Genomic DNA, 12,399 nt, shown 5'->3' with positions numbered 1-12,399 from the left:
GCGGGTCGTTCGGGCCGGGTCGCCGGTGCGGCCGGTCGCCGCGTGCCCGGAGCATGGAAAGTGGCGAAAAGGACCACGATCGCGATCGGCGGACACGGGAGTGCGGCAGTGCCTGGAACGGATCCGAAGATCATCCCTTCACCTGGTGCGGTGAACCGACGTCGAGTGCTTTTCGGCGCGCTTCCCGTCGCCGCGTTGCTGGCCGTCGGTTGTGGACGGCAGGCGCTCGGCGACGAGGGCGGTCGCAAGCCGCTCGCGCTGGTGTACAACGGCCCGCAGGGCTGCGCGGACTGCGCGCCGTCGGTGGCCAAGGTGCTGCGCGAGGCACCGCGGCCGTTCGACGTCAAGTACGTCGGCCCCGGCACCGGGGTTCCGCTCGACGCTGCCACGTTGGCCGGGGCACAGCTGTACGTCCAGCCCGGCGGCGGTGACGATCTGGAGCGGACCTGGCGGGACCTGCGCGGCTCGGCCCAGGTGATGCGCGACTGGATCCGGTCGGGTGGCAGCTACCTCGGCCTGTGCTTCGGCGGTTACCTGGCGGGCCGCGACCCGGGCTTCGACCTGCTGCCCGGCGACAGCTACGGGTACGCCGGTTCCCCCGGGTCGACCGTCCCCGACGACCGCGACACCGTGCTGGAGGTGACCTGGAAGGGAGAGTCCCGGCACATGTACTTCCAGGACGGCCCGGCCTTCCGGTTGAACGACGGAGCCGACGCGACCGTTTTGGCGACCTACGACAACGGAGCCGCGGCCGTCATCGTCGCCCCGTACGGCAAGGGCCGGATCGGGGTCAGCGGCCCCCATCCGGAGGCCGACGAGTCCTGGTATGAGGACGCGGGCCTGAGCAATCCGGACGGAGTCCGCTTCGACCTCGCCCACGAGCTGATCGACACGACCGTCGGACGGCCGTGAAAACGCGGGTGCGTGTCTGTGCCCTGGACCCCCTCACAGCGGCCGGGATGGTCAGCTATCTGGGATCCCGCATGGACTTGAGAATCGTCGGCGCCTCGCAGCGCGAGGACATCGACGTCGTCGTCGCGGCTTTCGAACGCCTGTCGGCCGACGCGATCGAGGCCTTGCGCCGGCTCGCGGAGGAGCCGGGCAAGCCGATCGTGCTGATGGTGGACCGGATCAGGGAAAGCGAGCTGCCGGTCGCGGCGGAGTGCGGGGTGGTCGCCCTGTTGCCGCGCGCGGCGGTGGCGGACGCGGAACTGCCGGACGCCGTCCGCTCCGCCGTGGCGGAGCCCCCACCGAATCCGCTTGGCGCCCTGACCCGGCAGGCCGAACGATTCCGGCGTGGCTTCCCCGATCCGCCCGAGCCCGCCGCGCCTGCCCTTTCCGAACGTGAGACCGAAGTGCTGCGGCTGATGGCCGACGGGCTCGACACGAACGCGATCGCGGCCGAACTGTCCTATTCGGAACGGACGGTGAAGAACATCATCTACGCCATGACTTCCCGGCTGAAACTGCGGAACCGGCCGCACGCGGTGGCGTACGCCTTGCGCACCGGGGCGATTTGAGGCGACCTTCGCTTTCGCGGGTCACGCTCGCAGGAGCAGGCTGTCGTTCATGGCGGAGAACGCGCGCCGCACGTGGCCCGGCAGTTCTCCGGGAGCGCACTCGGGCAGCCACTCGTCCAGCGCGCACCGCCAGGTGGCCACGCAGAATTCGATGAGCATGCGCAGTTCGAGGTTGTGCGTGTCACCGAGCCGCTGCGCGACCTCCGTCTGGATTTCCGCGCAGTGCCGCAGCGAATGGCCGTTGAGCGAGGCCGACTGGTCGATCAGCTTGAGCGTCGCGGGGAAGCGCTCGTACCAGTCGTCGTCCATGCGGCTCAACGTGGTCAGCAGCGCGTCGCGGAAAACGTCCACAAGAGACCCGGACTTCCCGGTTTCGTCCAGGGTGACCAGGAAAGCGCTCCAGAGCTGTTTGACGGCGGTGAGGGCGACGTCCTCCTTCGACCGGTAGTTGCGGAAGAAGGTCCGCCTCGACACCTCCACCGCGTCGAGCAGCGCGTCGAGCGGAGTGGCGTCGAAACCGTGCTCGCCGAACAGCTCGATCGCCGTCTCCGCCAGGGCTTGGCGCGTGCGCAGCTTCTTGCGCTCGCGCAGCGTCGCGGGCTCCCCGGAGATCGTCATGGACCGAAGTCTAGCCGACCCGCCTCGGGCGAGCATATGCTTCAATGGAGCAAACGCCACACTGTGGCACTTTGACGCGAGGAGATCAGATCGTGCGTGCACTAGTCGTGGACCACACCGCGAAAGCCCATCTCTCCCAGGCCGACGTGGCCGATCCGGTACCCGCGCCCGGCGAGGCGCTGGTCCGGGTGGAGGCGGTTTCCCTCAACTACGGCGAGGTCAAGGGCGCGACCGACCCGTCAACGCCGGACGGCGCCCTGATCGGCTGGGACGCGGCGGGTGTGGTGATCGAGGCGGCGGCCGACGGTTCGGGCCCGGCGGCCGGGACCCGGGTGGTCACGCTGGGCGAGACCGCGGGATGGGCCGAGCTGCGGGCGGTGCCGGCCACCCGGCTCGGCATCGTGCCCGACGGCGCCGACCTAGGCGCGGTGAGCACGATCCCGGTCGCCGGCCTGACTGCGCTGCAGGTGTTGCGCCGCATGGGACAGCTGCTCGGCCGCCGGGTGATGATCACCGGAGCTTCCGGCGGTGTCGGCCGCTACGCGATCCAGCTCGCGGCCCGCGCGGGCGCCGAAGTCGTCGCGATCAGCGGGAATCCCGCGCTGGAGGACAGCCTGCGGGCGCTGGGGGCGCACGAGGTGCGCGCCGACCCGGCCCAGGTCGAGCGGCCCGTGTCCGCGGTGCTGGAGAACGTCGGAGGGCAGCAGCTCGTGGACGCGTTCGCCGCCGTCGAGGCGGGTGGGACGGTGGTGAGCGTCGGCCGGTCGTCCGGAGCGGACTCGATCTTCCCCGCCGCGGCGCTGACACCGACCGACGGACGGCACGACCGGTCGATCCGCACCTACTTCCTGCTCGCCGACGCGGCAGAAGACTTCTCCTCGGACCTGACCTGGCTCGCCGCCGAGATCGCCGCCGGCCGCCTCGACCCCGGGATCAGCATGCGGGCGCCGTGGACCTCCTACGGCGAGGCGGTCACGACCCTGCTCGAACGGCGCCTGCACGGCAAAGCGGTACTGGACATCGTCTGAGCGGGCTATTCGGCCTTGAAATGGGGGTTGTGGATGAGGCCGACCAGATTGCCGTCGGGAGTGCGGACGACGGCGACCTTGATACCTCCGCCGACTTCTTTGGCCCCGGAATGTGAAGTCGCCCCAGTGGAGAGCAGGGACTCTTCGGTCGCCTCGACATCCTCGACGCCCCAATAGGTGATCGGACCGGTTGCGAGGTCGCTCTTGGGATCGAGCGCGAGTTCGTAACCGGCGACCGAGTAACCGACGTAGAACGGCTGGTCGAAATACGGTTCGATGTTCAGCACCGAAGTCCACCATCGCTTGGCGGCCTCGAGATCCGGCGCAGGGTAGACGATGGTGCGAAGGCCGAGGAATTCCACGCTCATCGGAAGGACGCTAGCACCGCGTCGTCGCCGAAACCCGGAAGAAGCGCTGACGCGGCTGCCCTTTAGTTCATCGAACGTTGCCTGTTCGCACAGAGCGTCCACGCGTACGGGCGCTCGGTGACAGGGTGGCCGCGCAGTGATCATCGAGAGGGAACGGCGACAGTCCCGGTCGTTCCGGAGGGAAGGCAGATGAGTTTCCAGGTCGTACCGGCGGAAATCGGCAAGCACGCGGCCACTGTGGACGGGATCGCCGAGCGCCTGGACACCGTGCTGGCGGCGGCGAACACCGCGGCCATGTCGGACGAGGCCTACGGTCTGATCTGCGCGTTCGTACCGCCGTTCATCAATCCGGCGGAGGAGAAGACGATCGACTCGATCAAGGCCGCGATCGACGGTGTCCGGGCGACCGCCGCCAACCTGCGCACGGCCGAGCGGTCCTACACCGAGCAGGACTCCGCCGGTGTGGAGATGTTCAAGCAGTACGAGGCCGCCATCCCGACGACGCCGATGGAGAAGGCCCAGCGATGACCAACCCTCTCGTCGCCACGCCGAAGGATTCCACCACCGCGGTGTCCGGCGTTCCCCTGCTCGAGTCCGCCACCGAACTCAAATCCGCCATCGAGAGCGGTGACTGGGCGTCCGTCGCCGTCGGCGCGGTCGGGACGGCCATGGACGCGGTGTCCGCCGCCATGGACCCGTTCGGCACCATCCTCGCCGCCGGGGTCGGCTGGCTGATGGAGCACGTCGGACCGCTGAAGGAGGCGCTCGACGCGCTCGCCGGGGACCCGGACGAGATCACGGCGCACGCCGAGACCTGGCAGAACGTCGCCGACGAACTCGCCTCGATCAGCACCGACCTCGACGGGGCGGTCGTCGCCGAGACCGCGAACTGGGCAGGCACCGCCGGTGACGCCTACCGCGCCAGGGGAGCGGACGTCGCGGCCCTGATCGGCGCCTGTCAGCAGGCCGCGGGCGGCGCGTCCTCCGGTACCCGGATCGGCGGCGAGGTGGTCACCGCCGTCCGCACGCTGGTCCGCGACACCATCGCCGAACTGATCGCCAGGCTGATCAGCTGGGCGTTGCAGGTACTGGCGACGCTCGGACTCGGGATGACCTGGGTGCTGCCCCAGGTCACCGCCGCCATCGCGAAGACCGCGACCAAGATCGCCACCGTCGTCACCAAACTGGTCAAGGCGATGAGCGCGCTCGCGCCGCTGATGAAGAAGGCGAAGAACATCTTCGCCCAAGCGGAGAAGGCGCTGCGCAAGATCGACGCGGGCAAGACCGGGCCCGCCGGGAAGCCGCGTGGCCCGAAACCGGGCGGGGAGTACAACGGAACCCGTGGCGGGGGAGGCGGCGGCAAGGGGAAGAAACCCCAGCCGCAGCCCGACAAGCCGCCGGAGCTTTCGCCTCAGCTCGGGAAGTTCGACGATCTCACCCAGGCGCAGAAGGACGCCGCGCAGAAGATGAAGCGGTGGATCCTCGACCACAAGGACAGCGGCCAGTTCGGCGCCTGGCACGACAAGGTGGACAACAACAAGCTCAACTCGCTGGGTCTGGGGAACAGCCCCACGCCCGGCGCGGGCTCCACGTGGGGCGGCCGGATCTACGGGAACCACGGGCAGGCGGGCGGCAAGATCGGGAACGAGGGCAGGCTCCCGCACAACGGCAAGATGAGCGACTCCAACAAACCCGCCGATCAGCCGCTGGGCCCCGACGGGAAGCCGACGAAGCCGTACGACGGCAAGTACTACGAGTTCGACGTCCACCCGACACCGCGGTACGACAACAAGCCCATCCGGGACGCCGACGAGTACACGGACTTCAACGGGAAGCCGTTGCCGGAGAACCAGCGGCCGAAACCGGACCGCATCGTCAAGGACGACAACGGCAAGTTCTATTACGCGCCGGGGCACTACGACAAGTTCTACGAGGTTCCCTGACCTGGCCCGGGCCTGGGGTCGGGTGCCAGGTCCGTGAAGGACTCCTTGAGGGACCAGTAGTTGGTTACCCATTGGTGTGGTTGGCGGTGTGGTCGACGGGGGAGGATTCCGGCCGTTGAACGTCCAGGATCTTCCCCCGTCAGGTTGTCTGCCCCAGGGCATGGCAGACACGACCTTGATCAACGGAGGATCGGGGACGTTGAGTGTCCCGGATCTTCCGTTGATCAAGGTCTGTGACCGGGGCGACCTGCGCGACGAACCACTCTCGCGCAGGTCAGGCATAGGTGAACAAATACTGGTCCGTGAAGGCCTCCTTGAGGGACTCTGGGTCCCTCAAGGAGGCCTTCACGGACTTCACCGCGGGTCTGCCGGTTCTCGTGGCGGGGCGGAGTCCCGGAAGCGTTGCGAAAGCCACGTTCGCAACTTTCAACGTTGCGAACGTGGCTTTCGCGACACCCGAGGTCGGCGTGCGGGCGAGCGAAGGAACACGCCACCTTGCCGCCTGAGAGAATCGCGCCGTGGCGACCAACGATCTCCAGTTCGACTATCGGCGCCGCGGCGATCTCGGCGTGCTCGAAGTCGTGCCACGCGTCGGTGGCGTGCTGCTCACCGAGCTGATCGACGAGTTCGAGACGGGGGCCGGGATGCGGCCGGCGGGCGGGGTCTACGGCGGCTTGATCCCGGGGTACTTCCGGTTCGGTCCGATGGAAGACCACTTCCAGGGGCGGTCCGCTCGGGAGAGGGGGCTCACCCCTTTGCTCGGATGCGAGTGCGGCGAGTGGGGTTGCTGGCCTCTCTTGGCCAGGATCACCGCGACGGACGACCTGGTGATCTGGGAAGCGTTCGAGCAACCTCACCGCCCGGCGCGCGACTACTCGGCGTTCGGACCGTTCCGGTTCGACAGACGCCACTACGATCACGCCGTGGAGAAACTGGGCAGGGAAGTCGCGGCGAGCGAGAGCCGCCCGTGCTGACGCGGGTCGCCGAGGGCGTGCTCGTCCACGAGAGCGAGTTCGTGCAGAGCAACGCCATCGTCGTGCAAGGCGAGAACGGTGTGCTGCTCATCGACCCCGGCGTGCAGGACCACGAAATGGCCTGCCTCGCGAACGACCTGTCGCGGTCGGGACAGGTCGTGGTGGCGGGCTTTTCGACGCATCCGGATTGGGATCATCTGCTCTGGCACGCGGAGTTCGGCACGGCTCCCCGTTACGGCACGGCCCGATGCGCGGCCGCCGTCGAGGAGCTGCTGTCCGACCCGGACGCGAAGGCCCACATCACCGAACACCTGGAGCCGACGGGCATCGCCGAGAAGGTCTCGCTGGACCTGTTCGGTCTCGTCACCGCCCTGCCCGCTGGGACGGCGCGGATCCCCTGGGACGGCCCCCGGGCCCGGATCATCGAGCATCGCGCGCACGCGCCGGGCCACGCTGCGCTGGTCATCGAAGAACGCGGGGTTCTCGTCGCCGGGGACATGCTCTCCGACGTCCTGGTGCCGATGCTCGACTTCGACGGCGACGCCGACCCGGTCGAGGACTACCTCGCCGCGCTGCGGCTGCTGGAGGAGGTGGCGGGCGACGTCGCTGTCGTCGTCCCCGGCCACGGCTCGGTGGGCGGAGCCGGTCAGGCGCGCGAACGGATCGACCGCGATCGGGCGTACGTGCTCGCCTTGCGGGAGGGCCGTGTCCCCGACGATCCGCGGATCGGTCCGTCGGCGAAACCCGGCTGGGAGTGGGTCGGCGACGTGCACGACGGGCAGGTCCGGCGCCTTTCGGCTTGACCCACCCGCCAGTGGTCAGCGGCGCCCGGCGGCCAGGATGACGAGGAACTGGCCGCCACCCGGCTCGACGTTCGCGGTCACCGGCAGCCCGGGTACCAGCCGGGAGAACCGGTCCACCAGCCAGTCCGCCGCCTCCTGCGCGTCCTGCCTGGTCGGGCACCGGGCCACCATCTCGCGGCCGCCCTTGCGCTCCAGCCGCCCGGCGACGGTGATCAGCGGCGCGGGTTCGACCACGTGCAGGCGGTCGGGCCAGGCGATCACCACCTTCACCGCGCCCTTGCGGGTGTTGCACCCGCGGTGCGCGAGCCGCTCGGCGATCTTGGCCTTCCGGTCGGCGGTCCGGCTGTCGACACTGGGCCCTCGCGAATCGTTCACCGACATGTCGGGGTCGACCGGTTCGTCGCACACCCAGCATCGCCAGCCGTCGCGCTCGGCCACATCATCCAGAAGACTCACCCGAGCAACCTAGCCCGCCCTGCTCCCGCCCCGCGCACCGCACCGGCGTCCGGCGCGGAAGCGGTTCGAGAGACGAACAAAGTATCTTTAGTACTCTTTACCGTTCTAAATACCTTGCGTTAATCTTGGATCCTGAGCTCGGGTTTCGAAGATCGGCACGTGTCGATTGTCGTATTCCTTCTCGTGCGAACGATTGATTACCTTTCGTCCGCGAGTCGGGATTGTTCCTCGCATTCTGAGAATCCGTAACAGGACATCGCTCCTGCTCGACGCTGTCGTTGGGATTCCGGGGCAGCTGACGACGCCATACAAATTTATGGAGGTAGGCAGGTGTTCGGTCGAGTCAACCCTATCGCTCGTGGAAGACAGGTCCGGCTTCACTATCAGGATCCCCGTTTCGCCGCCGATTACGCTCAGGCATATCGATCCGGCCCGAGTGAACGTTATTTCGCGTCGCGGCTGTACGCCGTCTCGGAGACTTTGCGGGCCTTCCCGTCCGGTGACCTGCTCGATGTGGGCTGCGGTCCGGGCGTGATGGTCCACCACCTGCTCGGCGCCGACGGCGGAGATTTCCGGATCACCGCGTGCGACCAGTCCGCCGCGATGGTCGACATCGCCGCGCGCGGACTGCGCGACGACGACAAGGTCCGGCTGCACGTCGCCGACATCGACGATCTGCCGTTTCCCCGCCACAGCTTCGACATCGTGCTGGCGATGGGCGTGCTGGAGTACGTCGACGCCGGCCGCGCCCTGCGCGAGATCGCGCGCGTGACGAAGCCCGGCGGCTTCGTCGTGATCTCGATGCTCAACCCGTTCAGCCCGTACCGGCTGTTCGAGTGGGGCGTGTTCTGGCCGGCACGGCGCCTGCTCGGCCGGATCGAACGGCTTTTCGGTGTCCCTGAAGAGCGCAGGCATCGCGCGGACAAGAGCGGTATCCACGCCCTGCCGGCGTTCCGCTTGGTCGGCCGGATGCGGGAATCGGGTTTACAGCCACGTGACGTCGTGTACTACGACATCACGGCACTCGTTCCGCCGTTCGACCGGCTGATCCGGCCGTGGCTGTATCGCTGGCGGTATGCCCCCGAACGCACGGTGAGCCGGAGGGCCCGGCGGTGGCTCGGCACCGGATACCTTGTCGTCGCGCAGTTCCCCGCCGAGGTCCGGCACAGTTCAGTACAGCTCGATGACGAGTCGCTCGCTGAACGCGCGTGAAACGCACAGGGCCATTTGGCTTTCGCGGTCGGCGGCGGTCAGGCAGTTGTCGCGATGGTCCGGGACGCCGTCCAGCACACCGGACACGCACGAGCCGCAGATGCCTTCCTGACAGGATTTGAAGACTTCGACGCCGTTGTCCTCGAGCACCGCCAGGATCGATTTCCCCGCCGGGACTTCGAACTCCTCGCCGGTGTCGAGTGCGACGGTGATCGGACGGTCACCGGAGGTGTCCACGTCGGCGGCCTCGAAATGTTCGACGTGCACGCGATCCGCGCCGACGACCTCGCCGAGAACGGCGGCGACCTGCCCCATGAAGCCGTCGGGGCCGCAGGTGTAGACCCGTGTCGCCGAGGTCAGCCGGGCCGCGATCGTCCGCAGGACGCCGGGATGTTCGTCGCGGGGAACGCCGAAGTGCGGGCGGACCCGGTCGGCGAACCCCACCCGCTCCAGCAAGTCCGCGAAAGCCGCCTGCTCGCGGGAGCGGGCGAAGTAGTGCAGTTCGAATTCGCCGCCCCGGGCGAAGAGTTCGTAGGCCATCGACAGCAGCGGCGTGATGCCGATGCCACCGGCGACGAGGACGTGCCGGTCCGCTTCGGCGGCGACGCCCAGCAGATTGCGTGGTGCGCCGATCTCGAGCTCGTCGCCGACCGAGACCTGATGCATCGCCGCGGATCCGCCGCGCGAGTCCGGTTCCCGTTTGACGGCGATCAGGATCGAGTTCGGGTCGTCCGGGGCGCCGCACAGCGAGTACTGCCGCAGCACCCCGGTCGGGCCGAGGACGTCGACGTGCGCACCGGCCCGGTAGCGGACCCGCAACGGCTCGTCGTCCTGCCGGACCAGCCGCAGGGTCCGGATTTCCGGGGTCTCTTCGGTGATTTCGACGACGCGGAAGACGGCGTTCGTCATCGAGGCCTCCAGACGATGGTTCGGTCAGCGCATGAACAGTCCGCCGTTCGCGTCCCAGCAGGCGCCGGTGACGGAGGCGGCTTCGGGGGACGCGAGCAGCGCCACCATGTCGGCGATGAACGTCATGCTCCCCAACCGTCCGACCGGGATGGCGGCCTTCAGCCCGGCGAGGTTCTCCTCACCGACGAGCCGGTGGACCATGGGGCTGTCCTGCGGGCCGGGGGAGACCGCGTTCACCGTGACCCCCCGTGCGGCGAGTTCGCGGGCGAACACCTTGGTCGCCGTCAGGATCGCGCCCTTGGAGGACGCGTAGTGCCCGCCGGTCGTGGTGCCGCCGTTCTGGCCCGCCAAGGACGCCATGTTGACGATCCGGCCGTACCCGGCTTCGGCCATGTGCGCGCCGAAAAGCTGGCAGGCGTGGAAGGTGCCGCCGAAATTCACCGCCATCACCTCGTCGAGTTCCTCCGGCGTGATCTCCAGCAGTGGCCGGGCCTGGGTGCGGGCGGCGTTGTTGACCAGGACCTGGACCCCGCCGAAGTCGCCGAGCACCGACGCGAGCAGCTGGTCGACGTCGGCACGATCGGCGACGTCGACCCGGTAGCTCCGGGCGTGCGGCCCGGCCCGGTCCAGTTCGGCCGCGAGCCGCTGGGCCGCGGCTTCGTCGAGGTCGGCGATCGCCACCCGGTGCCCGCCGCCGTGCAGGCGCCGGACGATCTGCTCGCCGAGGCCGGTGGCCCCGCCGGTGACCACGGCGACCGGCGCGGTGCCGGTCACAGCAGGAATCCCGCGGCGGGAACGGCTTCGTCGGCATCGACCAGCCGGACGACCTTGCGGGCGAGCCGATCCTCTTCGCCACCGGCGCCGAGACGGACGACGTAATCGACGTCCGCCGCCCAGAGGTCGTGGCGGCCGCGTTTGTAGGCGACGATGATCTGACTCGCCTTGATCGACACCGACCCGTCGCCGACGTCGGCGGGGACGAAACGCGAGACGGTCCGGACGGTGATCGCCGAGTCCACCGCGGCGATCGCGTAGCCCTCGGTCATCCGCCGCACCCGCAGCGCGCGCATCCTGGCGTCGTCGTGGACCATGTTGAGCACGTCGTCGAAGTCCTCGGCGTCGCGGTCGATCGGGATGACGTACAGCGCGTCTTCCGTGTAAAGACGTTGCCAGGCCTCGTAATCCTTGGCGTCCAGCAGCGCCGCCTCACGCCAGATCAGCTCGATCGCGCGGACCACCCGCGCGTCGGTGAGGGTCTCAGTCATCGCTCATCATCTGCTTCCACCGGGCATACGCGGCCCTCATGCCGGTCTCGTCGGTGACATGGCCGGTCGGCCAGCCCTCCTCGGAAGGCTTTTCGCGGCCGAGGCCGCGGTTGACCATGATCGGCATCTCGGGCGCGCCCTGGGCACCGCGCTGCACCCGGTCCCAGCCTTCGGAGTCGTCCGGCGTGCCGAAACCGAACGGACCCTGGAAGTGTTCGTGGGCGCGCAGCCGTTCCCGGTTGACCGGTCCGACGATCTCGGCCGGACCGTCGCTGCCGAGGGCGACGTGTTCGATGACGGTCTCGTCGACGCTGATCGGCCGCAGCACCCGGAAGAACGAGATCGACATCGACACGTTCGGGAACAGGTTGAGGTTGAAACCCGTGCCGTGCACGGCACGCACCAGCCTGCGGATCTCGGCTCGGTCCGCTCCGGCGGCTTCGAGCCGGGCGACCAGGCCGTCGAACCGCGGCTGGAGGGGCTCGCTGCCGTCGTCCGCGTCCAGATCGGAGTGCCCGGGGACCATCTGCATCACCGAGTGGCCGTTCCCGAGGTCGTGGGTGACCGCCGCGGGATCGGTCATGAACGACATCATCTCGGCGGTTTCGGCGTCGACCGAAGACATCCAGGAGCGGTGCACGATGGGGAAGTGGTACCCGTCGGTGGTGTTCTCCAGCTGGATCTTCCAGTTGCCGCGGTAGGTGAACCGGTGGGTGCCGAGCACCTTCACCGGATAGCCGCCGCCCTGGGCCATGAAGCGGTCGATCCACAGCTTGACGTCGCCGAGGAAGTCGGCCAGCGGCTCGGCTTCGGCGTTCAAGGTCGCGAAGATCATCCCGCCGTACGACTCGGTGCGCAGCGTCTTCAGCCCGAGATCGGACTTGTCCATGACACCCTCGTACCCGTCGGGATACGGGACGCCACGCAGTTTGCCGTCCAAGCCGTAGGACCAGGCGTGGTAGGGACAGGTGAACCCGTTGGCGTGGCCGGACTTCTTCTCGCAGAGCGACGCGCCCCGGTGACGGCAGCGGTTCACCAGCGTGCGGATCTCGCCCTTGCGGTCCTTGGTCACGATCACCGGATGACGTCCGACGTGGGTCGACTTGAAGCTGCCCGCCCTGGGCAGTTCCGATTCGTGGGCGACCCAGATCCACGTCCGCTCGAAGATCTTCGTCATCTCCTGCTCGAAGATCTCCGGGTCGGTGTACAGGCGGCCGGCGACCCTGTCGCCCAGGACGAGATCGGCGGGCGGCAGGCCGTGCACGGTGGCGGCGGTGAACGCCGTGCTTTCGATGGCCATCGC

At 68.6% G+C, this 12,399-nt stretch carries 15 protein-coding genes; 8 read left to right on the top strand and 7 right to left on the bottom strand.

Annotated features, from left to right (window positions below; all coding sequences use genetic code 11):
• Nucleotides 1–150 precede the first annotated feature (150 nt).
• Both B0293_RS39550 and B0293_RS39545 read left to right on the top strand, forming a co-directional pair.
• Nucleotides 151–912, top strand: a complete 762-nt coding sequence (locus B0293_RS39550) for a BPL-N domain-containing protein (RefSeq protein WP_039919134.1) — start codon at nucleotides 151–153, stop codon at nucleotides 910–912.
• Nucleotides 913–983: 71 nt separating this feature from the next.
• Complete coding sequence (locus B0293_RS39545) at nucleotides 984–1,520, top strand: helix-turn-helix transcriptional regulator (protein ID WP_005163139.1); 537 nt, start codon at nucleotides 984–986, stop codon at nucleotides 1,518–1,520.
• Nucleotides 1,521–1,541: 21 nt separating this feature from the next.
• Here the strand turns inward: B0293_RS39545 and B0293_RS39540 are convergent, their stop codons facing one another.
• Nucleotides 1,542–2,138, bottom strand: a complete 597-nt coding sequence (locus tag B0293_RS39540; RefSeq protein WP_005163140.1) for a TetR/AcrR family transcriptional regulator — start codon at nucleotides 2,136–2,138, stop codon at nucleotides 1,542–1,544.
• A 92-nt stretch (nucleotides 2,139–2,230) separates the two neighbouring features.
• On the opposite strand from B0293_RS39540, the gene B0293_RS39535 reads away from it, so the two are divergent.
• A complete protein-coding gene (locus tag B0293_RS39535; protein ID WP_005163143.1) occupies nucleotides 2,231–3,166 on the top strand; it encodes a zinc-binding dehydrogenase in 936 nt (311 codons plus the stop codon).
• Between the two features lie 5 nt (nucleotides 3,167–3,171).
• Here the strand turns inward: B0293_RS39535 and B0293_RS39530 are convergent, their stop codons facing one another.
• Nucleotides 3,172–3,534: a VOC family protein gene (locus tag B0293_RS39530; RefSeq protein ID WP_039919136.1), complete on the bottom strand. Its 363-nt coding sequence runs from the start codon at nucleotides 3,532–3,534 to the stop codon at nucleotides 3,172–3,174.
• A gap of 189 nt (nucleotides 3,535–3,723) precedes the next feature.
• Between B0293_RS39530 and B0293_RS39525 the strand changes: the two genes are divergently transcribed.
• The 4 genes from B0293_RS39525 (at nucleotide 3,724) to B0293_RS39505 (ending at nucleotide 7,254) form a co-directional block, all read left to right on the top strand.
• Nucleotides 3,724–4,062, top strand: a complete 339-nt coding sequence (locus tag B0293_RS39525; RefSeq protein ID WP_005163148.1) for a type VII secretion target — start codon at nucleotides 3,724–3,726, stop codon at nucleotides 4,060–4,062.
• A complete protein-coding gene (locus tag B0293_RS44830; protein WP_005163150.1) occupies nucleotides 4,059–5,477 on the top strand; it encodes a WXG100 family type VII secretion target in 1,419 nt (472 codons plus the stop codon). Before B0293_RS39525 ends, B0293_RS44830 begins: the two co-directional genes overlap by 4 nt.
• Before the next feature lie 518 nt (nucleotides 5,478–5,995).
• On the top strand, nucleotides 5,996–6,451 hold the full coding sequence (locus tag B0293_RS39510; RefSeq protein ID WP_005163152.1) for a hypothetical protein: 456 nt from the start codon (nucleotides 5,996–5,998) through the stop codon (nucleotides 6,449–6,451).
• Nucleotides 6,445–7,254, top strand: a complete 810-nt coding sequence (locus B0293_RS39505; protein ID WP_005163154.1) for an MBL fold metallo-hydrolase — start codon at nucleotides 6,445–6,447, stop codon at nucleotides 7,252–7,254. Before B0293_RS39510 ends, B0293_RS39505 begins: the two co-directional genes overlap by 7 nt.
• 15 nt (nucleotides 7,255–7,269) lie before the next feature.
• Here B0293_RS39505 and B0293_RS39500 read toward each other — a convergent pair whose 3' ends face one another.
• The gene (locus B0293_RS39500; protein ID WP_005163157.1) at nucleotides 7,270–7,710 is read right to left on the bottom strand and encodes a hypothetical protein; all 441 of its coding nucleotides are present in this window, start codon (nucleotides 7,708–7,710) and stop codon (nucleotides 7,270–7,272) included.
• 330 nt (nucleotides 7,711–8,040) lie between these two features.
• On the opposite strand from B0293_RS39500, the gene B0293_RS39495 reads away from it, so the two are divergent.
• The gene (locus B0293_RS39495; protein ID WP_005163168.1) at nucleotides 8,041–8,922 is read left to right on the top strand and encodes a class I SAM-dependent methyltransferase; all 882 of its coding nucleotides are present in this window, start codon (nucleotides 8,041–8,043) and stop codon (nucleotides 8,920–8,922) included.
• Here the strand turns inward: B0293_RS39495 and B0293_RS39490 are convergent.
• Genes B0293_RS39490 through B0293_RS39475 form a run of 4 tightly spaced genes read right to left on the bottom strand, consistent with a single transcriptional unit; the run spans nucleotide 8,881 to nucleotide 12,396 of the window.
• Nucleotides 8,881–9,831 carry a PDR/VanB family oxidoreductase gene (locus tag B0293_RS39490; protein ID WP_005163170.1) on the bottom strand — a complete coding sequence of 317 codons (951 nt, stop codon included), beginning with the start codon at nucleotides 9,829–9,831 and terminating at the stop codon, nucleotides 8,881–8,883. The genes B0293_RS39495 and B0293_RS39490 overlap by 42 nt on opposite strands.
• A gap of 24 nt (nucleotides 9,832–9,855) precedes the next feature.
• On the bottom strand, nucleotides 9,856–10,605 hold the full coding sequence (locus B0293_RS39485; protein WP_005163172.1) for an SDR family NAD(P)-dependent oxidoreductase: 750 nt from the start codon (nucleotides 10,603–10,605) through the stop codon (nucleotides 9,856–9,858).
• Complete coding sequence (locus tag B0293_RS39480; RefSeq protein ID WP_005163174.1) at nucleotides 10,602–11,096, bottom strand: aromatic-ring-hydroxylating dioxygenase subunit beta; 495 nt, start codon at nucleotides 11,094–11,096, stop codon at nucleotides 10,602–10,604. Before B0293_RS39480 ends, B0293_RS39485 begins: the two co-directional genes overlap by 4 nt.
• Nucleotides 11,089–12,396 (bottom strand): aromatic ring-hydroxylating oxygenase subunit alpha, encoded by a 1,308-nt coding sequence (locus B0293_RS39475; RefSeq protein ID WP_005163176.1) that lies wholly within the window; start codon nucleotides 12,394–12,396, stop codon nucleotides 11,089–11,091. The genes B0293_RS39480 and B0293_RS39475 overlap by 8 nt, the downstream gene beginning before the upstream one ends.
• Nucleotides 12,397–12,399 lie beyond the last annotated feature (3 nt).

It is taken from the genome of Amycolatopsis azurea DSM 43854 (assembly GCF_001995215.1).
Classification (GTDB): domain Bacteria; phylum Actinomycetota; class Actinomycetes; order Mycobacteriales; family Pseudonocardiaceae; genus Amycolatopsis; species Amycolatopsis azurea.
This window is presented reverse-complemented; position numbering and strand designations above follow the sequence as displayed.